This window comes from Isoptericola sp. F-RaC21, assembly GCF_038593535.1.
Classification (GTDB): domain Bacteria; phylum Actinomycetota; class Actinomycetes; order Actinomycetales; family Cellulomonadaceae; genus Isoptericola.
The window spans coordinates 329,456-350,993 of record NZ_JBCFYX010000002.1; the positions used below are offsets into that span (position 1 = coordinate 329,456).

A 21,538-nucleotide genomic window follows, 5' to 3' on the forward strand; every position below is an offset into this window, starting at 1 on the left:
CGGTTCAGGACAGGCCCTCGGCCCAGTCGTAGCCCTCGAGGAACGGGTCGGGCTCGATGGGCTCGTCGGAGCTCCACTCGGTGTGGATCAGCCCGTCGGCGCCGATCTTCCCGATGAGGGCGGTCTTGGCGACGTGGTGGTTGTCGCCGTCCACGACGACGGTGCCCTCGGGGGCGTCGAAGGAGACGCCGTCGGCGGCGGCCTGGACGTCGGCGACGTCGAAGGACTCGGCCTTCTCGACCATCGCCTTCCACAGGTACAGCGACGTGTACGCGGCCTCCATCGGGTCGGACGTGACGCGGTCCTTGCCGTACTCGGCCTGGAACGCCTTCACGAACGCGTCGTTCTCCGGGCTGTCGACCGTCTGGTAATAGTTCCAGGCGGTGAGCTGGCCCTCGACGTTGTCGACGCCGATGCCGCCGACCTCCTCCTCGGCGATCGAGACGGAGACGACGGGCATGTCGTCGGCCGACAGGCCGGCGTTGTTGTACTCCTTGAAGAACGCGACGTTGGAGTCGCCGTTCAGGGTATTGAAGACGGCGTCGGCTCCGGCGGCCTTCACCTTGTTGACGATGGTGGAGAAGTCCGTGTGGCCGAGCGGCGCGTACTCCTCGCCGACGACCTCCATGCCGTTCGCCTCCGCGTAGGCGTTGATGATCTTGTTCGCCGTGCGCGGGAAGACGTAGTCGGAACCGACGAGGAACAGCGTCTTCGTGCCCTGCTCCTTGAGGTAGTCGAGGGCCGGCACGATCTGCTGGTTCGTCGTGGCGCCGGTGTAGAAGATGTTCTTCGACGCCTCGAGGCCCTCGTACTGGACCGGGTAGAACAGGAGCGAGTCGTTCGCCTCGAAGACGGGCAGCATCGCCTTGCGCGACGCCGACGTCCAGCCGCCGAACACCGCGGCGACGCAGTCGCTCGTGATGAGCTTGGTCGCCTTCTCCGCGAAGACGGTGGGCTCCGACTGACCGTCCTCGGTGACGACCTCGAGCTGCTTGTCCAGCACGCCGCCGTCTGCGTTGATCTCCTTGGCGGCCAGCTCGAGGGAGTCGTGCACGGTCTGCTCGGAGATCGCCATCGTGCCCGACAGCGAGTTGAGGAAGCCGACCTTGACCGTGTCGCCCGACGTGTCGACGCAGCCGGCTGCCGCGGACGCCGAGGCGTCGCCGCTCGCCGCGTCGACCCGGGCCCCGCAGGCGGAGAGGGCCGCGACCGCGAGGACGGCGAGCGAGGCGACGACAGGTCGGGTGGTGCCGGTGCGCGTGGTGCCCGTGGTGCCCGTGCTCTTGCGAGGACGCATGGTGCTCCGTTCGTGGCCGTGGCCCGGAGGCCCGAATAGGTTCAGATGAACCCAAGTACGGCCACGTGTCCTCGCCGTGAGTTCGGTGTCACCATCGTGTTACGGCTGGTCGGGGCGTCGGCCCTCGATCCGGTGCGATCATGGGAGCCATGGCACACGCGCACACCGGCGGCGATCCCCTCGTGCTCGGGATCGAGACCTCCTGCGACGAGACGGGCGTCGCGCTCGTGAGGGGAGACACGCTCCTCGTCGACGCCGTCGCCAGCTCCATGGACGAGCACGCCCGCTACGGCGGGATCATCCCGGAGGTCGCGAGCCGCGCCCACCTCGAGGCCATGGTGCCCACCATCCGGCGCGCGCTGGGCGAGGCCGACGTGGACCTCTCCGAGATCGACGCCGTCGCGGTGACGGCGGGCCCGGGCCTCGTCGGGCCGCTGACGATCGGCGCCTCCGCGGCCAAGGCGCTCGCGATCGGGCTGAACAAGCCGCTGTACGGCATCAACCACGTCATCGGGCACGCCGCGGTGAACCAGCTCGTGGACGGGCCCTTCTCCGGCCGCACGATGGCGCTGGTCGTCTCCGGCGGGCACAGCACCCTCATGCTCGTCGACGACGTCGCGACGCACGTCACCGAGCTCGGCTCGACGCTCGACGACGCGGCGGGGGAGGCCTTCGACAAGGTCGGCCGGCTGCTGGGCCTGCCGTACCCCGGCGGCCCGCACATCGACCGCCTCGCGCGCGAGGGCGACCCCGAGGCGATCCGCTTCCCCCGCGGCCTCACGGCTGCCAAGGACCAGGCGAAGCACGCGTACGACTTCTCGTTCTCGGGTCTCAAGACGGCCGTCGCCCGCTGGATCGAGGCGTGCGTCGACTCCGGGCGCGAGGTCCCCGCGGCCGACGTCGCGGCGTCGTTCGCCGCCGCCGTGGCCGACGTCCTCACGGCCAAGACGATCGCCGCCTGCCGGCGCCACGACGTCGACACGCTCGTCGTGGGCGGCGGGTTCTCCGCCAACAGCCAGCTGCGCGACATGGCCGCGAAGCGGTGCGCCGAGGCCGGCATCGACCTGCGCATCCCGCCGATCCGCTACTGCACCGACAACGGCGCGATGATCGCCGCCCTGGGCTCCGCCGTCGTGCGCGCCGGGGTGGCGCCGTCGAGCTTCGACTTCCCCGTGGACTCGTCGATGCCGATGACGACCATCACCGTCTGAGCACCGTCTGAGAAAAGTCCTCGGCGCGGGCGCCGGCCGCGGCTAGCGTGCCGGTCGTGACGACGACGCGCCCCAGCATCCACCAGCACCCGCTCGCCTACCTCGTCGGGCTCGAGGGGGTCGCCCTGCTGCGCGCGTTCGCCGGCGAGCACGACCGCGCCTTCGTCGAGGCGCGCCTGGCCGACGTGCGTGCGCTGCTCGACGCGGCCGACCGGTTCGGCGACGGTCAGGACGTGCCGCCGATCACCACCCAGGACGGCTACCGGCACTGGGCGCCGCGCTACGACGCCGGGCCGAACGGATTCTGGGGGATGGAGGAGCCGCTCGTCCGCCCGCTGATGGAGCGCTCCGAGCCCGGCCTCGTGATCGACGCCGCCTGCGGCACGGGCCGGCACACCCGGTGGCTCGTCGAGCAGGGGCACGAGGTGCTCGCGTTCGACACCTCGGAGGACATGCTCGAGATCGCCCGCGCCAAGGTTCCCGGCGCCCGGTTCGCGCGGGCCGACCTGCACGACCTGCCGGTGCCGGACGCCTCCGCCGACCTTGTGGTGGTCACCCTCGCGCTGAGCCACGTGCGGGACCTCGGCCCGGTGCTCGCCGAGCTCGCGCGGGTGCTGCGGCCCGGCGGCCGCCTCGTCGTCTCCGACACCCGCGGGCACTACGTCGGCTCGCCGCTCTACCCGCTCGTCGAGGGCGCGGACGGCGAGTTCGGGTACATCCCGAACTGGCGGCACGAGACGAGCGAGTACCTGCAGGCGGCGCTGCCCGTGGGCCTGGTGCCGCGGTTCTGCCGCGAGTACGCCGGGGGCGCCGCGGACGACGCCGCCGCCCCGGAGTTCACCGCGGCCCCGCACCCCGGCACCGGTGGCTTCGACCCCGCCGCGGACCTGGACTTCGAGGACCCCACGAGGCCGCCGAACATCTGGGAGATGATGCCGTGGGTCGAGGCGGCCACGCACGCGGCCTACGCCGGGGCGCCCGTGCTCATCGTGTGGGACTTCGAGAAGGAGTAGGCGTGCTGCAGGTCGTGCCGACGTCGGCGGGGCCGGTCGAGGTCTCCCGGACCGGCCGCGGCGAGAGGCCTGCCGTGCTGTTCTTCCCGGGCGGCCACTGCTCCGCGGCGACCGACTGCGGCGGGGACCTGTACACGGACCTGGGTCTCGACGTCGTCTCGTTCTCCCGGCCGGGGTACGGGCGCACGCGGGTCGGGGCGATGGTCGCCGCCGCGTTCGCCGACGTGGTGGCCGAGGTGCGCGGTGCCCTGGGGCTCGGCCGGGTCGCGGCGGCGGTGGGGGTGTCGTTCGGCGGGCTGCAGGCCGTGCAGGTCGCGGCGCACCGGGGGATCGGCGCCGAGCGGCTCGTGCTGCACAGCTGTGCGCCCTCCACGCTGGCGTACCCCGACAGCAGGGCCGAGGCGTGGCTCGCGCCGGTGGTCTTCTCGCCGCTGCTCGAGGGCGCGACCTGGTGGCTGGTGCGCCGGCTCGTCCGCTCGGACGCGGGCCTGCGCCGCATGCTCGCCACCCTCTCCACGCTGCCCGCCCGGCAGTGGTGGGACGGGCTCGGTGCCGCCGACCGCGACGCCGCCCGGGCGATGTTCCGCGGGATGCGCTCGCGGCGCGGGTTCGTCACCGACCTGCGCCAGGCGCGGCCCGCGGCGGCCGCGGCGCGTCGTGCGGCGCTGGCACGCGTCGAGTGCCCCGCCCTGATCACCGCCTCGCCCACCGACGGGGGCGTCGCCTACCGGCACGCGCTCGACCACCGGGAGCACCTGCGCGACGCCCGGCTCGTCGAGCTGGACTCGCCCACGCACCTGTGCTGGATCGGTCCGGGCAGGCCCCGGCTCGCGGCCGCCGTGCGCGACTTCCTGGCGGGTGCGGTGACCTAGTGGCGTGGCTCGGACCCGTGGGATCGGGTGCGAGCTCGCCACCCTGCGCAACGTCCACCCCGTCCTCGGTTCCCTGACAGGCAGCTCACCAGGGAACCGGGCCGTGCTCGTCGAAGAAGCCGCCGGTCGGGCCGCCGTCGGGCAGCGTGGCGAGCCGGACGACCACGGCCGCGCCGTCGGCGGCGGTGCGGGTGAGGCCGGGAAACGCGGCGGTGAAGTCGGTCGCGGACGGCCCCGGATCGGCGGCGTTGACCAGGATGTTGCGGCCGCGCAGCTCCTTGGCGTACTGCACGGTCAGCGAGTTGAGCGCGGTCTTGGACGGGACGTACGCAGCCATCGGCGGGCGGGTGGCGAAGTAGTCCTCGGGGTCGGTCATCCGGGCGATAGAGCCCAGTCCACTGCTGACGTTGACGATCCGGGCGGCGGGGGAGCGGGCGAGCAGCGGCAGCATCGTGTCGGTCACGCTCATCACGCCGAACACGTTGGTCTCGAACACCTCGCGTACAGCGGGCAGCCCGACGCTGCCAGGGCTCTGGGCGGCGAGGCCGCCGGAGATGCCGGCGTTGTTGACCAGGATGTCCAGCCGACCCGAGCGCTCCTCGACCCAGCGGGCGGCGGACAGGACGCTGGCGTGGTCGGTGACGTCCAGGGTGACGGGGTGCACCCGCGGGCCCAGCTCGGCCGCGGCTGCCGCACCGCGGTGCGGGTCGCGCGAGGCCAGCAGGACGTTCGTGCCGAGCGAGGCGAGCTGGGCTGCCACCTCGCGCCCGATGCCCTTGTTGGCACCGGTGACCAGCGCAGTCATGGTTTCTGTCATGCGTTCAGCCCACCACGGGGGCGGCCGGGAGCTCCAACACCGACCAGGTACGCAGCGATACCGTGCGGGTATGGACTCCGTGGAGGTCCGCGAGCTCGTCTACTTCACCGCTGTCGCCGAAGAGCTGCACTTCGGTCGGGCGGCCGCCCGGCTAGGGATGACCCAACCGCCGCTCTCCCGCGCCATACAGCAGCTCGAACGACGGCTGGGCGTAGCCCTGTTGGAACGTGGCGGTCGCCGGGTCGCGCTGACCGAGGCGGGGGCCGTCCTGCTCCGCGAGAGCCGTACGGTGCTCGACGCCGCGTCGGCCGCGACGCGTCGCACCCGGCGGGCCGGCCGCGCCGATCCGCGTCTGGTCCTGGCCATCAAGCCGGGCGGCGACGGTGGCCTGCTGCCTGCGATCCTCGACGCCTATCAGGCTGAGCCGGGTGCGCTGCCGGTCGAGCTGGTGTGGAGCTTCGGCGAGCGTGAGATCCTCCTGCGGGAGGGTCGTGCCGACGCCGCCCTGCTTCACCGCCCCCACCACGACCTCACCGGCCTGGACACCCAGGACCTCCTGACCGAGAATCAGCTTCTCGTGATGTCGAGCTCGCATCGCCTCGCGGGCTGTGCCCGGGTCTGCCTGGACGACCTCGCCGGGGAGCCCCTGCCGCGCTGGCCGGGCGCATCTGAGGATGGCTTGCACGGACCCGAGGTCTACGACCTCGGGCAGCTTCTCCACCTCATCGCCTTGGGCCGCATGGTCGCCGTCCTCCCTTCCTCCATCCACGACCAGCTCCGCGACGACCTGGTCGCTGTCCCGGTCGACGATGCCGAGCCCACCACGCTCGTCCTCGCCTGGCCCGAGGACGCCACGTCCCCAGCTCTGGCAGGCTTCGTCCGCGCGGCCGCCGACGTGGCGGGCGAGGCGACGGGCCACGGCGGGTAGGGCGAGGAGACACGCGGGGCCGGCCCCCGCCGAGACGGCACCTCGAGGCCGGATGACGGACACCGGACGGCGAACCGACGACGCGGTCGACGATCCGAGCCGCTCGCTGTGCTAGCCCGCTGCGGGTAGCGGCCTGCCCGCGTGCAGCTCGGCGACCAGCGACGCGACCACGGCCTCGAGGGCGGCGGGCCCGCCGCCGTGCGCGCGGGCGACCTCGCGCTGCCGCTGGTACGACGCGCCACGCCGCACGATCTCCCGCACGCCGTCGAGCTCGGTGGCGCAGCCCAGTCGCTCGGCGACGGGCTCGAGGGTCGTCAGCAGGCGAGGGAGCGCGTCGGTGACGAGCTCCTCCTCGCCCGCGTCGTCGAGGATGATGATCGCGTCGGTGCCGTACCGGGCCGCGCGCCACTTGTTCTCGTGGACGAACCACGCCGGCATGGTGGGCAGCCGGCGGCCGGCGTCCAGCAGCCCCGACAGGTGCTCGACGAGGCAGTGCACCAGCGCGCCCAGCGCCGCGAGCTCGAACGTGTTGGACGTGCCGTCGCAGATGCGCACCTCGACCGTGCCGAAGTGCGGGGCGGGTCGCACGTCCCAGCGCACCTCCGTGAAGTCGTCGATGACGCCGGTGTGCAGCATGTCGGCGGTGTACCGCTCCAGCTCCGACCACGCCCCGAACTGGTAGGGCAGCCCGGCCGTGGGCAGCTGCTGGAAGATCATCGTGCGCATCGACGCGTAGCCGGTGTCGTCGCCCCCGAAGAACGGCGACGACGCCGACAGCACCTGCAGGTACGGCAGGTACACCAGCAGGGAGTTGACGATCGGCAGCACCTTGGCGCGGTCCTCGATGCCCACGTGCGCGTGCACGCCGTAGACGATCTGCTGCCGGCCCACCACCTGCGCCCGGTCGACGACGGTGGCGTACCGCTTCTTGTCGGTCACCTTCTGCTGCGACCAGTGCGCGAACGGGTGGGTGCCCGCGCCCATGAGGTCCACCCGCATGGGGCCGGTGGCGTCGTGGATGGCCGCGACGCCGCGCTCGAGGTCGGCGATCGCGTCGGGCACGGTGCGGCGCACGTCGCTGATCACCTCCACCGTGTTCCGCAGGAACTCCGGCTTCACGTAGCGGTGCCGCACGTCGTCGGCCACCGCCTCGATGACGGCGGGCGCCACCTGCCGCAGGTTGCCCGAGTCGGCGTCGACCAGCGCGAGCTCCCACTCGAGCCCGACGCTCGACCGCTCGGAGGCGGCGAATTCCAGCACCATGCGGGTCATGCTTCCACGGCTCAGCCTCCGAGGCGCTCGACGACCAGCACGTGCTGGGCGCCGGCGACGCGCGTGAGCACCAGCGTGGCCTCGGCGTCGCCCTTCGGGGCGAGCTGCGAGCGCAGCTGCTCGGGCGTGACAGCGGTGCCCCGCTTCTTGATGGTCAGGCGGCCCACGCCGCGCTCGCGCAGATAGGCCTTGAGCCGCTTGAGGTTGAACGGCATGACGTCGAGGACCCGGTACCCGGTGGCGACGGGCGCCGTCCCCGCGGCCGGGGGAGCGGCGGGCTGGTCGGTCGTGACGTACGCGATGGTGCGGTCGAGCAGCCGCCCGCCGAGCTCGTCGGCGGCGTGCGCCACGAGCCCGGCGCGGATGACGGCGCCGTCCGGCTCGTACAGGTAGCCGCCGACGGCGCCGACCTCGGGCACGAGGTCCGCGCCGCCCGCGTCGGTGCGCACCAGGCGGGACGTCGTCGTACCCCCCGACGTCGCGAGCACGAGGGCGGACCGGCCGGGGCCGTCCGGGGCGAGGGGCCCGAACCACAGCCCGGCCTCGACGACGTCGCCGTCCACGGAGACCCACTGCGTCTCCGCGTCCTCGGGCAGCCCCTGGTGGGGGATCCCGGGCCCGACCTTGATGCCGAGCGCCGGGACCTCGGACCGCAGCGCCCACACGGCGTCCAGCGGGGGTGCGTAGGCCGCCGGGTCGAACACCCGCTTGCCGCCCCGGGTGCGTCGTGCCGGGTCGGCGTACACGCCGTCCACGCCCTCGGCGGCGAGGTCGAGCGCGAGGCCGTCGGCGTGCCGCACCTCGGCCTCGGGGAAGTGCCGCAGGTTCACGGTGGCGAGCGCGGCGGTGATCTCGTCGACGTCGGTCGCGAGCACGCGCAGCCCGACGCCCGCGAACGCGAGCGCGTCCGCGCCGATCCCGCTGGTGAGGTCCGCGACCTTGGTGACGCCGGCGGCGAGGTAGCGCCGCGCGTGCAGGGCCGCGACGACGAGCCGCGTGGCCTGCTCCACGCCGTCGGGGGTGAAGAGCATCCCGTCCGCGAAGTCGCCCAGCTTGGCGCGCGCCTTGGCCCGCAGCCGCGACTGGGTGAGGGCGGCCGCCGCGAGGTCCGCGTCGACGCCGTCGGCGCGCAGCCGGGTGGCCAGGGCCATCGCCTGCTTCTCGTCGTAGGGCGGCAGCGAGTTGACCAGCGCCCACCCGTCCGGGCTCAGCAGCTTGCTCACGGAGGAGGGGTCCATCAGGCCATCGTCTCAGGCGCGAGGTGACGCCCTGGGCGAACGACCGGCGAACCTCTGGCACTCGACTTGTCAGAGTGCTAACGCCTGCCTAGATTTGTCGTCAGCGACCGCAGGCTGTTACCGGCACCCGCGACGACGGCCAGCCCTCGGACGCGACCTGGTCAATCAGCAAGTCCATCCACGCATCGCGAATCAAGGAGGTCCGACGTGTCGGTCCCCATCAAGCCGCTCGAGGACCGGATCGTCGTCAAGGCCATCGAGGCCGAGACCACGACCGCTTCCGGCCTGGTCATCCCGGACACCGCCAAGGAGAAGCCCCAGGAGGGCGAGGTCCTGGCCGTGGGCGAGGGTCGCTTCGACGACAAGGGCAACCGCGTCCCCGTCGACGTGAAGGTCGGTGACAAGGTCATCTACAGCAAGTACGGCGGCACCGAGGTCAAGTACGCCGGCGAGGACTACCTCGTCCTGTCGGCCCGCGACATCCTCGCGGTCGTCGTCTCCTGACGACGTCCCGAACGCAGAAGGCCTCGCACCGTCGTCGGTGCGAGGCCTTCGTGCTCTCAGCCGGTCTTGCGGGCGCCGCCGGCGAGGATCGCGGAGCGCTCGTCCTCGCTGAGCCCGCCCCACACCCCGTAGGGCTCGCGCACCCGGAGCGACTGCTCCCGGCACTGCATCATCACGGGGCACGAGCGGCAGATCGCCTTGGCCGCCTCGGCCCGACGTCGGCGCGTGGATCCGCGCTCACCCTCGGGGTGGAAGAACAACGTGTCGTCCGCGTCGCGGCAGGAGCCCTGGTACTGCCACTCCCACAGCTCCATCACCGGACCGGGAAGCCTCGAGATCTCCGTCATGGCGAACAACCTACAAGTTGTGCAGAAGTTGTTCAAGGTCCGATTTCGTGACCGGATTCGATGGTTCACTGTTCAACTTCCCCGCCAGTGCTGAACGGGTTCGCCTCGCTTCTGAACGGCTTTGACCTGCAGTGTCGGCATATACGGCGGCGCGCCCGGGGGAGCAGTGGCGACCCCTCGGTCCTCTCGGCAGAATCGAGGCCATGACCTCATCCCGACCCGCTCCTCATGGGGGCGGGTCTCGCGCGTCGAGCCCGGGCCTCGCCGTCGCGGCGGTCGCCAGGCGCCTGGGGGTGGCCCCGGCGACCCTGCGCACGTGGGACCGCCGCTACGGACTCGGCCCGTCCGCCCGCACCGCGGGATCGCACCGCCGCTACACGCCCGAGGACGTGGCGCGCCTGCTCGTGATGCGTCGGCTCACGCTCGAGGGCGTCGCGCCCGTCGACGCCGCGAAGGCTGCGCTCGAGGCGGGCGTCGAGGAGCTCGAGGAGGCCACCGAGGACGCCGCCGCGGGCACCGAGCCCGACGAGGAGGACGACGCGGAGCGCGACGCCGAGCGGGCCGCGCCCGCGCCCGACGGGGACGTCCCGCGGCGTGCCCACCTGCGCGCCCTGCCCGGCGGCGGCGAAGGGGCCTCCTCGGCTCCCGGCCACGTGCCCGGTGGGAGCGCTTCCGGACGCGTGTCGGCCGTGGTGGACGCCGCCCTCGCCTACGACCAGGCCGGCTGCGACGACCTGCTCGCCATTCCGGCGCAGGGCGACCCGGCCGCCTGGTGGACCGAGATCGCCGAGCCGGCATGGCAGCGCGTCGCCCAGCGCACCGTGCTCGCGGGCCCCGGCGCCGTCCCCGAGGTGGTGCTCGCGACGGCGGCCCTGCGCGCGCTGCGCGACTTCACCGAGGCGTTCGAGCGGGCCATGGTCGCGGGCGGCGCCCCGCCGGCCAACCACCCCAGCCGGATGCGCAAGATCGTGCTCATCTTCGCGGCGCCCGACGAGGTCGTGCCGCTGTCCGCGCACGCGCTCGCGGCCGCGCTGACCGCGAAGGGCGCGACGGCGCGCATCGTGACCGGCCCGGCCAGCACGCACCGCTCGCTCGAGCTGGTGACGATGGTGCGGCCCGCGGCGCTCGTCCTCGCGACGGCGCAGCGGCGTCCCGACCTGGACCTCATCCACGCGGTGCACGACGGGTTCGCGGAGCTGCCGATCATCGTCAGCCTGCGGCGCGACGACGCCGCGAGCGAGCTGCCGCTGGCGGCGACCGTGCAGCGGGTGCGGTCCTTCACCGCCATGCTGCACGAGGCGCTCGCCGTCGTGACGTAGCCGGGCGGCGTCGATGGCGTGACGTCCGCCACGAGCGGGCGCCGGAGGGCGAACGCGCCGGAATAACGCGGCCGCCCAGAACGTAGACTCCTGTCATGACGGACTCGACCTCGCCCGCGCACGACCCGTTCGGATTCCTCGGCCTCACCTACGACGACGTCCTGCTGCTGCCGGGGTACTCCGACCTCGCCCCGTCGGACATCGACACCACCTCGCGCCTCACACGTGAGATCTCCCTGCGCGTGCCTCTCGTCTCGGCCGCGATGGATACCGTCACCGAGTCGCGGATGGCGATCGCGATGGCCCGCCAGGGCGGCATCGGCGTGCTGCACCGCAACCTGTCGATCGAGGACCAGGCGTATCAGGTCGACCTGGTCAAGCGGACGCAGACCGGCATCATCTCCAACCCGGTGACGATCGGGCCGGACGTGACCCTCGAGGAGCTCGACAAGCGGGCGGGGGAGTACCGCATCTCCGGGTTCCCCGTGGTCGACGCGGGCGGCCGTCTCACCGGCATCGTCACCAACCGCGACCTGCGGTTCACCCCGGTCGCCGAGTGGGGCACCACCAAGGTCTCCGAGGTCATGACGCCCGCCCCGCTGATCACCGGCCCGGCCGGGATCTCGCGCGAGGACGCCACGCTGCTGCTGCGCAAGCACAAGCTCGAGCGGCTGCCGCTGGTCGACGAGGAGGGCCGCCTGGCGGGCCTCATCACCGTCAAGGACTTCGTGAAGTCCGAGCAGTTCCCGAACGCGTCGAAGGACGGCCAGGGTCGCCTCCTCGTCGGCGCGGCGATCGGCTACTTCGGCGACGCGTGGGAGCGCGCGACGACGCTGGTCGACGCCGGCGTCGACGTGCTCGTCGCGGACACCGCGCACGGCAACGTCCGGATGCTCATCGACATGGTCCGCAAGCTCAAGACGGACCCGGCGACCCGCCACGTGCAGGTCATCGGCGGCAACGTCGCGACGAAGGAGGGCGCGCAGTCCTTCGTCGACGCCGGCGCGGACGGCATCAAGGTGGGCGTCGGCCCTGGTTCGATCTGCACCACCCGCGTCGTCACCGGCGTGGGGGTCCCGCAGATCACCGCCGTGTACGAGGCGTCGCTGGCCGCGCGCGAGGCGGGGATCCCCGTCATCGCCGACGGCGGCATGCGCCACTCGGGCGAGATCGGCAAGGCGATCGTGGCCGGCGCGGAGGCGGTCATGCTCGGCTCGATGCTGGCCGGCACCGAGGAGGCGCCGGGCGACAAGATCCTGGTCAACGGCAAGCAGTACAAGGCGTACCGCGGCATGGGCTCGATGGGCGCGATGTCCTCGCGCGGCAAGAAGTCCTACTCGAAGGACCGCTACTTCCAGGCCGAGGTCACCAGCGACGACATGATCGTCCCCGAGGGCGTCGAGGGTCAGGTGCCCTACAAGGGCACGCTGCACACCGTGGCGCACCAGCTCGTCGGCGGGCTGCACCAGTCGATGTTCTACGTCGGCGCCAGCACCATCCCGGAGCTGCAGGCCAAGGGCCGCTTCGTGCGCATCACGTCCGCGTCGCTCAAGGAGAGCCACCCGCACGACGTGCAGATGACCGTCGAGGCGCCCAACTACACGGGATTCTGACATCTCGCCGGTCGAGCCTGTCGAGACCCGGGTCTCGACAGGCTCGACCGGCGGAGGGTCGGGTCAGCTCGCCATGACGCGCGCGTGCAGGGCCTGGACCGCGTACCGGGCCGACCAGAACGCGCCGTGCTGCCAGGCGGACACCTCGGACATCCAGTCGCCGGCGAAGTAGACGCGGCCGGCGCCCTGCTGGAGCAGCCTGAACCCGGCCGACTCCGTGTTCGGGTACGCCCACGCGCCCTCGATGTACGGCACCTTGTGCCAGGCGATGGAGAACGACGACTCGAGCTCGGTGCGGTACTTCTCGCCGTGGATCTTCACGCCCTGCTCGACGGCGCGGCGCTCGCGCTGGCGCGGGGTCATGTCCGCGTAGGCGCGGGCGTTGGCGCCGGTGTTGTAGTAGCCCACCACCAGGCCCTTGCGCTCCCCGTACCCGTACGACGGGTACCAGATGTGCGCGAGGTCCATGTCCGTCTCGGTGATGCCGCCGAAGATGCGGTGGTCGTCCTCCCACCACCGCGACCGGTACTGCAGGCCGATCTTTCCCGCGGGGGAGCCGACGGAGAACTCCCCGAGCGCCGCGTCGACCGCGGAGCCCCAGTTGGTCTCCCAGCGGCGCATCAGCCCGGCGGGAGCGGCGACGACGGCGAAGTCCGCCTCGATCTGGCGGGGGCGCCCGTGGCCCGGGGTGTACGTGACCCGGACGCCGTCGCTCGTGTTCTCCACGGCCGTGACCGGGGAGCCGAAGTGCACGTTCTGCGTGCCGATCGCCTTCACGAAGTACCGGTACGTCGTGTCCATGCCGCCCTTGGGCTGGAACATGAGCATCGACTGCTCCCAGTTGATCTCGAACGGGAAGTACTGCCCCACCTTCGAGGCGAGCACCTCCGAGACCGTGCCGGGGCCGGGCAGGGGCGTGCCGTGCTCGTTCCACGCCGAGGGGTACGTCGCGAACCCGCGGTTGTCGCCGCCGGCGTAGCTGCCGTCCGCCCCGAGGGAGCCCCAGCTGCGCAGGAAGGAGCGCAGGTTCTCCTTGTCCTCGGCGGTGAGCCGCTGGTCGAGCGCGCCCTGGTCCGTGGCGTAGCTCAGCAGCTCCGACGTGTACCCGAAGACGTCGGCCTTGGCCGTGCGGTACCGGACGGGGTTCCCGGGCGTGGCGCCGCTCTTCTCGTTGTAGAGGTAGGCGTCGGCGTTCGCGTTGGTGAAGACCTCGTACGGGACGCCGAGCTCGCGCAGGTAGTCCATGGTGACCATCCACTGCGCGATGCGGCCGGCGCCGGCGTTCATGTAGACGCCGTCGTCGAACCGCGCCGTCTGGGTGACGCCGTCGACGTCGGTCTCGGAGTCGCCGCCGCGGATGGTCAGGGTGCGGCCACCGGGGCGGTGCCGTGCCTCGAGCACGGTCACCCGGTACCCGGCCTTCTGGAGCTCGTACGCGGACGCCAGGCCCGCCGGGCCGGCGCCGACCACGACGACCTTCTTGGCGGACCGTCCCGTGAGCGTGAAGTCGCCGGACCGCGGCGGGGTCCAGGCGGCGGCGGTGGGCTGGGCGGCGGCCGTCGGGGCGAGGCCCATCGCGCCCATCGTGGCGAACATGACGCCGGCGCTGGACCCCACGCCGACGGCCTGGAGGAAGTTGCGGCGGGAGACGCCGGACGGGCGGCCGTCGGCGGTGGTCGTGTCAGTGACCATGTGGCACTACCTCTCTGTCGAAAGGTCTGACGGGCGGACGCGAGCGGCCCTCGATGCCGGGCGCCGCCGTCAGCACCGCGCCCGACGGTAGGCGTGCCGCGTCACGGCACGGCGTCGGCGGGGTTACCGGGCGGTCGCCCCCGGTAACGGTCGGGTTTCCTGCGCGTCGGTGCAGGTCAGCGACCCGCGACCGACCCTCGCCCGACATCGGGGCGAAACGGCGCGCGCTTACCGTCCCGGCATGAAGAACACCACCAAGGTCGTCCTCGCCGTCGTCGTCACGACCGCCGTCGCCGTCCCCGCCACGGCCGTCGCGGGCGGACGCCTCTTCGAGCCGCGGCCCACCGAGGCGCACTCCTTCGTCACCGGCGACACCCCGTCCATCGCCGACGGCGTGGCCCTCGGCAAGAACGTGGCCTGGTACAAGTCGTCCGGCCTGGGACCGTCCGCGCTGAACACGGCACCGGGGGCGTCCGCCGAGGAGCGGTACGTCCCGACCGACGTCTTCCCCGGCGGCGAGCTGCCCGACGGGGTGACGCTCACCGAGGCGCAGGGGATCAACGCGCTGATGCGCATCGGGGAGAACCTGGAGCGGGCCGGCCTGTCGTACGACGACGTCGTCTCGATGCGCGTCTTCCTCCAGAACCCCGACGGCGAGGAGGCCATGGACTTCGCCGGCTGGAACCGGGCCTACCGGCAGTTCTTCGCGAACACGAACCTCGCCACCGGCGAGCCGCTCGGCGTCCAGCTCGGCTCGACCGCGGGCGCGCCGATGGTCGTCAACGCGGCCCGCCCCTCGCGCTTCGCCCTGGAGATCGAGAACCTGCCGGTGGACGGCTGGCTCGTCGAGGTGGAGGTCGACGCGGTGTACGACCGGTAGGCCGGGTCAGTCCCGGAAGGTCTCGATGTTGGCGCCGAGCTCGCGCAGGCGCTCGGTGAGGCCCTCGTAGCCGCGGGCGATGATGTCGACGCCGCGGAGCACCGACGTGCCCTTCGCGGCGAGCATCGCGAGCAGGATGACGACGGCGGGGCGCAGCGCGGGCGGGCAGCTCACCTCGGCGCCGGACCAGCGCGTGGGCCCGCTGACCTGGAGGCGGTGGGCGTCCAGGAGCCGCACGTCCGCGCCGAGGCGCGTGAGGTCCGTGAGGTGGATCGCGCGGCCCTCGTAGACCCAGTCGTGGATGAGGGTCGTGCCCGTCGCGTTCGCGGCGATCACGGCGAAGAACGGCAGGTTGTCGATGTTGAGGCCCGGGAACGGCATGGGGTGGATCTTGTCGATCGGGGCGTGCAGCTCGCTCGGGTGCACCGTGACGTCGACGAGGCGGGTCCGCCCGTTGCGGGCGACGTACTCGTCGCTCTGGGTGTAGCGCAGCCCCATCTCGGCCAGGGTGGCGAGCTCGATCTCCATGAACTCGATCGGGACGCGGGCCACGGTGATCTCCGACCCGGTGACGATGCCGGCGGTGAGCAGGCTCATCGCCTCGACCGGGTCCTCGGAGACGGCGTACTCCACGTCCACGTCGATGTCCGTGCGCCCGTGGACCCGCAGCGTCGTCGTGCCGATGCCCTCGACCCGGACGCCGAGCAGCTCGAGGTAGAAGCACAGGTCCTGGACCATGTAGTTGGGGCTCGCGTTGCGGATGGTCGTCACGCCGTCGCGGCGGGCGGCGGCCATGAGCGCGTTCTCGGTGACGGTGTCGCCGCGCTCCGTGAGCACGACGGACAGGTCGGCGCCCGACGTCGGCGCGACCGTGGCGTGGTAGTTGCCCCCGGTCGCGGTGACGGCCAGCCCGAACGGGCGCAGCGCGATCATGTGCGGCTCGACGGTGCGCGTCCCGAGGTCGCAGCCGCCCGCGTAGGGGAGCTCGAAGGTGTCGCGCAGGCCGAGCAGCGGGCCCAGGAACATGATGATCGAGCGGGTGCGGCGCGCGGCGTCGACGTCGATGGCGGCCAGGTCGAGCTGGTCGGGCACCACGATCTCGAGGTCGCGGCCGCCGGTGGTCCACGTCGCGCGGACGCCGACCGACCGGAGCACGTCGACGATCCGGTCGACCTCGACGATGCGGGCGACGCCGCGCAGCGTGGTCGTGCCGCGGTTGAGCAGCGACGCGCACAGCAGCGCGACCGCGCCGTTCTTCGAGGAGTTCACGTCGATGCGGCCCGAGAGGGTCTGCCCGCCGCGCACGCGCAGGTGCGCGTGCTTGGGCCCGCCGAGGCTGATGATCTCCGAGTCGAGCGCGAGGCCGATCCGGTTGAGCATCTCGAGGCTGACGTTCTGCGCGCCCTGCTCGATCCGGTGGACGGCGCTCTGGCTGGTGCCGAGCTGTTCCGCGAGCTGTGTCTGCGTGAGGCCGCGGTGCTGGCGGGCGCCGCGGATGAGGGCGCCGACCTGGCTCAGAGGTGCATCGTCGATCATCGTCATGCGACCGACGGTATCTCATGGATGAGATATCGGTGCGGCGATCCGTCGGCAATGTGGCGCGTTCGACCCTCTGGCCAGGCCGCATCATCCGCGTGGTGAGATATGCCTCGTCAGCCGGCGTCGGCCGCGGGCCACGCGGGCGACGTGGGCGGCCGGCCGCCGGGGGTCGCGGCGCGCTCCGCGTTGACCCGTTCCGCCCAGGCCCGGTGTGCGCCCGCCTGGGCGGCGTGCAGCGCGTCGAGCGCGGCCCCGCGCAGGTGCGGGTGCGCCACGAGCTGGGCGTCGAGGACGTCCAGCGTGGCGAGGACGTCGACGTCGGCCCGGTGGAGCTCGCCGTCGCCCTCGATCCCGTACAGGGCGCACAGGTCGCCGAGGCGCCGCTTGCCCTCCCGGGCGCGGTCGAGCCACCGGTCGAGGACGAGGGGGTCGAGCACCGGCGCGACCGGCCTGCCGAGCCGCTCGGGCACCGTGGGCAGCCCGTGGCGGGCGAGCTCGACGTCCAGCAGGGACAGGTCGAACGACGCGTTGTAGGCGACGAGCGGGACGCCGCCGCGCACGTGGTGGACGAGGATCGCGGCCATCTCCTCGAGGGCCCCGACGGCGTCCTGGCCGTGCGCGCGGGCCTCGGCCGTGGAGATGCCGTGGATCGCCGTGGCCTCGGCGGGGATCTCGACGCCCGGGTCGAGCAGCCACGTGCGCACCGAGCGCGTGCCGTCCGGGCCGCGCAGCACGAGCGCGGCGGTGACGATGCGGTCGGCCTCGACGTCCAGCCCGGTGGTCTCCGTGTCGAAGCCGAGCAGGGGCCCGCGCGACCAGCCGGGATCGGGTGCGGCCGCCGGTGCGTCGTGCTCCGCGTACGTCGTCATGCCCCCGGACTGTGCCACCGGCCACCGACAGCACGCGCCGGTAGGCTGTCCGGGTGAGCAACGAGATCGAGATCGGACGCGGAAAGCGCGGCCGCCGCGCATACTCCTTCGACGACATCGCGATCGTGCCCTCGCGGCGCACGCGCGATCCGAAGGACGTCTCCGTGGAGTGGCAGATCGACGCCTACCACTTCGAGCTGCCGATCATGTCCGCGCCGATGGACTCCGTGATGAGCCCCGACACGGCGGTGGCGCTGGGGAACCACGGCGGCCTCGGCGTCCTCGACCTCGAGGGCCTGTGGACGCGGTACGAGTCGCCGGAGACGCTGCTGGCCGAGATCCGCGACCTGCCCGCCGAGCGCGCGACGCAGCGCATGCAGGAGATCTACGCCGAGCCGATCAAGCCCGAGCTGATCACCCAGCGCCTCAAGGAGGTCCGCGCCGCGGGCGTCACCGTGGCGGGCGCGCTGTCGCCGCAGCGCACGCAGGAGCACTACCAGACGGTGGTCGACGCCGGCGTGGACCTGTTCGTCATCCGCGGCACGACGGTCTCCGCCGAGCACGTCTCCGGCAACGCCGAGCCGCTGAACCTCAAGCGGTTCATCTACGAGCTCGACGTGCCCGTCGTCGTGGGCGGCGCGTCCACCTACACCGCGGCGCTGCACCTCATGCGCACGGGCGCGGCCGGCGTGCTCGTCGGCTTCGGCGGCGGCGCCGCGCACACCACGCGCGTGGGCCTCGGCATCCACGCGCCGATGGCCACGGCCGTCTCCGACGTCGCCGCGGCCCGCCGCGACTACCTCGACGAGTCGGGCGGCCGGTACGTGCACGTCATCGCCGACGGCGGCGTGGGCCGTTCCGGCGACATCGTCAAGGCGGTCGCCTGCGGCGCCGACGCCGTGATGCTGGGCGCGGCGCTCGCCCGCGCCGAGGAGGCGCCGGGCAAGGGCTGGCACTGGGGGCCGGAGGCCCACCACCCGGCGCTGCCGCGCGGCGAGCGCGTCGAGGTCGGCACCGCGGGCACGCTCGAGCAGGTGCTGTTCGGGCCGAGCGGCACCGCGGACGGCACCCTGAACCTCGTCGGCGCGCTGCGCCGGGCCATGGCGACGACCGGCTACTCCGACCTCAAGGAGTTCCAGCGGGTCGAGGTCGTCGTCTCGCCCTACCAGCCGCGGTGAGCGGATCCCCGGTAGAGCCTGCCGAGACCCTCGTGGTCTCGACAGGCTCGACCGACGTCGCGTTCCGCGAGATCGCGGACGACGACGTCGAGCAGGTCGTCGCGCTGTGGGAGGCCTGCGGGCTGACCCGGCCGTGGAACGACCCACGCCTGGACATCGCCGACGCGCGGGCGAACCCGACGTCGACCGTGCTGGTCGGCGTGGGCGAGGGCGGCGTCGTGGCCTCCGCGGTGGTCGGCTACGACGGCCACCGCGGGTGGATCTACTACGTCGCGGTCGACCCGAGGGAGCAGGGAAGCGGCCTCGGCCGCGCGGCCGTGGCCGCCGCCGAGGGCTGGCTCCGCGCCGCCGGCGCGCGCAAGGTGCAACTCATGGTCCGCGCGACGAACGCGCAGGTGGTGGGCTTCTACGACCGCCTCGGGTATGCCGACCAGGAGACGGTCGTGCTGGGGAAGTGGTTCGACGGTTCGCGCTGAGAGCGAACGTCCGGGCGGAACCGGGGCGACGGTTGCCGAGGTGTCGGGCGACCCGCGTAGGGTGTCGGCCATGTCCACCGCGCACGAGGGCGACGGCGCTCTCGGGGAACTCCTCGACCCCGAGCTGCCCGCCGCCACCTATGTCCTGGAGCCCGACGTCGTGGAGCCGCTCACGCGGCGCATCGTCACGTCCCACACGGCCGGGACCCACCGCTCCACCCTCCCCTTCACGGGCGCCCCGCTGGCGGCGTTCCCGCTGTCGTCGCCGGACGACGTCGCGTCCGCGGCCGCCCGGGCACGGGCCGCGCAGGGTGAGTGGGCGCACACGTCGCTGCGCGAGCGGACGGCCGTGCTGGACCGGCTCGGCGCCCTGGTGCTGGAGCGCCAGTCGGAGATCCTCGACCTGATCCAGATGGAGTCGGGCAAGGCGCGGCGCAGCGCGTTCGAGGAGGTGGCCGACGTCGCGATGGCGTGCCGTCACTACTCGGCGCGCGGGCCCGGCTACCTGGGCGAGCGCCGGGTCCCCGGCATGCTGCCCGTGCTCACCGGCGCGCGCGTGCACCGCCGCCCCGTCGGCGTGGTCGGCGCGATCGCGCCGTGGAACTACCCGTTGTCCCTCGTGCTGTCCGAGGCGATCCCGGCCCTGCTCGCGGGCAACGCGGTGGTGCTCAAGCCGGACCCGCAGACCACCCTGTCGGCCCTGTGGGTCGCGGAGATCCTCCAGGACGCGGGGCTGCCCGACGACCTGTTCCTCGTCGTCGCGGGCGGCGGGGACATCGGCGCGGCGCTCGTGGACCACGTGGACCACATCGCCTTCACCGGCTCGACGGCGACGGGCCGCAAGGTCGCGGCCCGGGCGGGGGAGCGGCTCGTCGGCACCACCCTCGAGCTGGGCGGCAAGAACCCGCTGTACGTCGCGGCCGACGCCGACCTGGACTCGGCGGTGCCGGGCGTCGTGCGGGCCTGCTTCGCCAACTCCGGCCAGCTGTGCATGTCGATCGAGCGCCTGGTGCTGCACGAGCGCATCGCGGACGCGTTCCTGGAGCGGTTCGTGGCCGCGGTGCGCGACCTCACGCTGGGCACGGGGCTCGACTACACGGCGGACGTGGGCTCGCTGGTCTCCGCCGCGCAGCTCGAGCGGGTCAGCGGGCACGTCGACGACGCGCTCGCCAAGGGCGCCCGCGCGCTCGTCGGCGGCGTGCACCGCTCCGACGTCGGCCCGTACTTCTATGCCCCGACCGTGCTGGACGACGTCCCCGAGGACGCGCTGTGCACCCGCGAGGAGACGTTCGGCCCGGTCGTCGCGGTGACCCGCGTGGCGTCGGACGACGAGGCGGTGCGCGTCATGAACGACACGGAGTTCGGCCTCAACGCGAGCATCTGGTCCACCGACGTGGCACGCGCCAAGCGCCTGGCGGCGCGGGTGCAGTCGGGCACCGTGGTGATCAACGACGGGTACGCCTCCGCCTGGGGGTCCGCGGCCGCGCCGATGGGCGGCTTCAAGGCCTCGGGGCTGGGCCGCCGGCACGGGCGCGAGGGCATCGAGGCCGTCACCGAGGTGCAGACCGTCGCCGTCCAGCGCGGTGCCCGGTTCGGCCTGTCCCTCGACACGCTGTACGCGCTCGGCGGGGAGACGCCGAGCCGCGTGCTCTCCGTCGCGCTCGGCGCGATGCGCCGGCTGCGCCTGCCGTAGCCGCCCGCCGTCGCCGCGCTCAGGGCCGGGCGAGGAAGGAGCCCAGGGCGGCCTGCGCGGCGGGCTCGCCCAGCAGGCGGGCGAAGACGGCCCCCTCCTCCTCGATCCGGTCGAGCACGGCGGCCTGCGCTCCGGACCGCAGGAGCCGCTTGGTCTCGACGACCGCGGCGACGGGCTTCGCGGCCAGCCTGGCGGCCTGTGTGCGGGCGAGACCGAGCACCTCGGCATCCGGGAGCACCCGGTTGACCAGCCCGGCGTCGCGCGCCGTGGCGGCCGGGAGGGGCTCGCCGAGCAGCAGGGCCTCGGCGGCACGCTGGTGCCCCACGACCTGCGGCAGCAGCAGGCTGGAGGCGGCCTCGGGGACCAGGCCGAGGTCCACGAACGGGAACAGCAGCGTCGCCCCCTCGCCGGCGTACACGAGGTCGCAGTGCAGCAGCATCGTGGCGCCGACGCCGACGGCCGGGCCGCAGACGGCCGCGACGACCGGCTTGGGGAAGCGCGCGAGCGCCCGCAGGAAGCGGAGGGCGGGGAGGTCGCCGCCGGTCTGCGGGAGGCCGACGAAGTCGCCGATGTCGTTGCCGGCGCAGAACACGCGCTCGTCGCCCTGCAGCACCACCGCCCGGACGTCCGCGTCCGCGGCCGCGGCGTCGAGCGCGTCGGCCAGCGCCGCGTACATCGCGGTGGTGAGCGCGTTCTTCTTGGCGGGACGGTTCAGGGTCACGGTGGCGACGCCCTCGGCGACGCTGGTGAGGACGTCAGCGGTCATGCCGAGACGATAGC

General features: G+C 73.0%; 20 protein-coding genes. 11 read left to right on the forward strand and 9 right to left on the reverse strand.

All coding sequences use genetic code 11. From position 1 onward, the window contains the following. Positions 1-4 precede the first annotated feature (4 nt). Entirely contained in the window at positions 5-1,297 is a 1,293-nt protein-coding gene (gene urtA / locus AAG589_RS06935) for an urea ABC transporter substrate-binding protein (protein WP_430566511.1), read from the reverse strand. A 140-nt stretch (positions 1,298-1,437) separates the two neighbouring features. Between urtA and tsaD the strand changes: the two genes are divergently transcribed. From tsaD to AAG589_RS06950, 3 genes are read left to right on the forward strand one after another with little or no spacing between them, the layout of a single operon-like run. Continuing rightward, entirely contained in the window at positions 1,438-2,508 is a 1,071-nt protein-coding gene (tsaD, locus tag AAG589_RS06940) for a tRNA (adenosine(37)-N6)-threonylcarbamoyltransferase complex transferase subunit TsaD (RefSeq protein WP_430566512.1), read from the forward strand. Positions 2,509-2,564: 56 nt separating this feature from the next. After that, complete coding sequence (locus tag AAG589_RS06945; RefSeq protein WP_430566513.1) at positions 2,565-3,521, forward strand: class I SAM-dependent methyltransferase; 957 nt, start codon at positions 2,565-2,567, stop codon at positions 3,519-3,521. Between the two features lie 2 nt (positions 3,522-3,523). Next, complete coding sequence (locus tag AAG589_RS06950) at positions 3,524-4,393, forward strand: alpha/beta fold hydrolase (protein WP_430566514.1); 870 nt, start codon at positions 3,524-3,526, stop codon at positions 4,391-4,393. An 85-nt stretch (positions 4,394-4,478) separates the two neighbouring features. On the opposite strand, the gene AAG589_RS06955 is transcribed toward AAG589_RS06950, so the two are convergent. Then, the gene (locus tag AAG589_RS06955) at positions 4,479-5,198 is read right to left on the reverse strand and encodes an SDR family NAD(P)-dependent oxidoreductase (RefSeq protein WP_430566515.1); all 720 of its coding nucleotides are present in this window, start codon (positions 5,196-5,198) and stop codon (positions 4,479-4,481) included. A gap of 82 nt (positions 5,199-5,280) precedes the next feature. Here AAG589_RS06955 and AAG589_RS06960 point away from each other — a divergent pair, with 82 nt between their 5' ends. Further along, positions 5,281-6,138 (forward strand): LysR family transcriptional regulator, encoded by an 858-nt coding sequence (locus tag AAG589_RS06960; protein ID WP_430566516.1) that lies wholly within the window; start codon positions 5,281-5,283, stop codon positions 6,136-6,138. Between the two features lie 111 nt (positions 6,139-6,249). Here AAG589_RS06960 and AAG589_RS06965 read toward each other — a convergent pair whose 3' ends face one another. Further along, positions 6,250-7,401: a glutamate--cysteine ligase gene (locus AAG589_RS06965; RefSeq protein ID WP_430566517.1), complete on the reverse strand. Its 1,152-nt coding sequence runs from the start codon at positions 7,399-7,401 to the stop codon at positions 6,250-6,252. Positions 7,402-7,421: 20 nt separating this feature from the next. Then, positions 7,422-8,648 carry a class I SAM-dependent methyltransferase gene (locus tag AAG589_RS06970; protein WP_430566518.1) on the reverse strand — a complete coding sequence of 409 codons (1,227 nt, stop codon included), beginning with the start codon at positions 8,646-8,648 and terminating at the stop codon, positions 7,422-7,424. A 207-nt stretch (positions 8,649-8,855) separates the two neighbouring features. On the opposite strand from AAG589_RS06970, the gene groES reads away from it, so the two are divergent. Next, complete coding sequence (gene groES / locus AAG589_RS06975; RefSeq protein ID WP_430566519.1) at positions 8,856-9,152, forward strand: co-chaperone GroES; 297 nt, start codon at positions 8,856-8,858, stop codon at positions 9,150-9,152. A gap of 56 nt (positions 9,153-9,208) precedes the next feature. On the opposite strand, the gene AAG589_RS06980 is transcribed toward groES, so the two are convergent. Further along, on the reverse strand, positions 9,209-9,499 hold the full coding sequence (locus AAG589_RS06980) for a WhiB family transcriptional regulator (protein WP_380317624.1): 291 nt from the start codon (positions 9,497-9,499) through the stop codon (positions 9,209-9,211). Positions 9,500-9,702: 203 nt separating this feature from the next. Here AAG589_RS06980 and AAG589_RS06985 point away from each other — a divergent pair, with 203 nt between their 5' ends. Both AAG589_RS06985 and guaB read left to right on the forward strand, forming a co-directional pair. Beyond that, complete coding sequence (locus AAG589_RS06985) at positions 9,703-10,818, forward strand: MerR family transcriptional regulator (protein WP_430566520.1); 1,116 nt, start codon at positions 9,703-9,705, stop codon at positions 10,816-10,818. A 95-nt stretch (positions 10,819-10,913) separates the two neighbouring features. Further along, positions 10,914-12,431 carry an IMP dehydrogenase gene (gene guaB / locus AAG589_RS06990; protein ID WP_430566521.1) on the forward strand — a complete coding sequence of 506 codons (1,518 nt, stop codon included), beginning with the start codon at positions 10,914-10,916 and terminating at the stop codon, positions 12,429-12,431. A gap of 63 nt (positions 12,432-12,494) precedes the next feature. On the opposite strand, the gene AAG589_RS06995 is transcribed toward guaB, so the two are convergent. After that, the gene (locus AAG589_RS06995) at positions 12,495-14,123 is read right to left on the reverse strand and encodes a flavin monoamine oxidase family protein (RefSeq protein WP_430566522.1); all 1,629 of its coding nucleotides are present in this window, start codon (positions 14,121-14,123) and stop codon (positions 12,495-12,497) included. 241 nt (positions 14,124-14,364) lie between these two features. Here AAG589_RS06995 and AAG589_RS07000 point away from each other — a divergent pair, with 241 nt between their 5' ends. After that, positions 14,365-15,003: a Rid family hydrolase gene (locus AAG589_RS07000; protein ID WP_430566523.1), complete on the forward strand. Its 639-nt coding sequence runs from the start codon at positions 14,365-14,367 to the stop codon at positions 15,001-15,003. Between the two features lie 6 nt (positions 15,004-15,009). On the opposite strand, the gene AAG589_RS07005 is transcribed toward AAG589_RS07000, so the two are convergent. Then, entirely contained in the window at positions 15,010-16,545 is a 1,536-nt protein-coding gene (locus AAG589_RS07005; protein ID WP_430566524.1) for a helix-turn-helix domain-containing protein, read from the reverse strand. Positions 16,546-16,655: 110 nt separating this feature from the next. Next, entirely contained in the window at positions 16,656-17,411 is a 756-nt protein-coding gene (locus AAG589_RS07010) for an exonuclease domain-containing protein (RefSeq protein ID WP_430566525.1), read from the reverse strand. Between the two features lie 53 nt (positions 17,412-17,464). On the opposite strand from AAG589_RS07010, the gene AAG589_RS07015 reads away from it, so the two are divergent. From AAG589_RS07015 to AAG589_RS07025, 3 genes are all read left to right on the forward strand, one after another. Beyond that, a complete protein-coding gene (locus AAG589_RS07015) occupies positions 17,465-18,589 on the forward strand; it encodes a GuaB3 family IMP dehydrogenase-related protein (protein WP_430566526.1) in 1,125 nt (374 codons plus the stop codon). Next, positions 18,586-19,065, forward strand: a complete 480-nt coding sequence (locus AAG589_RS07020) for a GNAT family acetyltransferase (protein WP_430566527.1) — start codon at positions 18,586-18,588, stop codon at positions 19,063-19,065. Before AAG589_RS07015 ends, AAG589_RS07020 begins: the two co-directional genes overlap by 4 nt. A 70-nt stretch (positions 19,066-19,135) precedes the next feature. Continuing rightward, a complete protein-coding gene (locus AAG589_RS07025) occupies positions 19,136-20,758 on the forward strand; it encodes a succinic semialdehyde dehydrogenase (RefSeq protein WP_430566528.1) in 1,623 nt (540 codons plus the stop codon). A 19-nt stretch (positions 20,759-20,777) separates the two neighbouring features. Here the strand turns inward: AAG589_RS07025 and AAG589_RS07030 are convergent, their stop codons facing one another. Further along, positions 20,778-21,524, reverse strand: a complete 747-nt coding sequence (locus AAG589_RS07030) for an enoyl-CoA hydratase (protein WP_430566529.1) — start codon at positions 21,522-21,524, stop codon at positions 20,778-20,780. Positions 21,525-21,538: the final 14 nt, after the last annotated feature.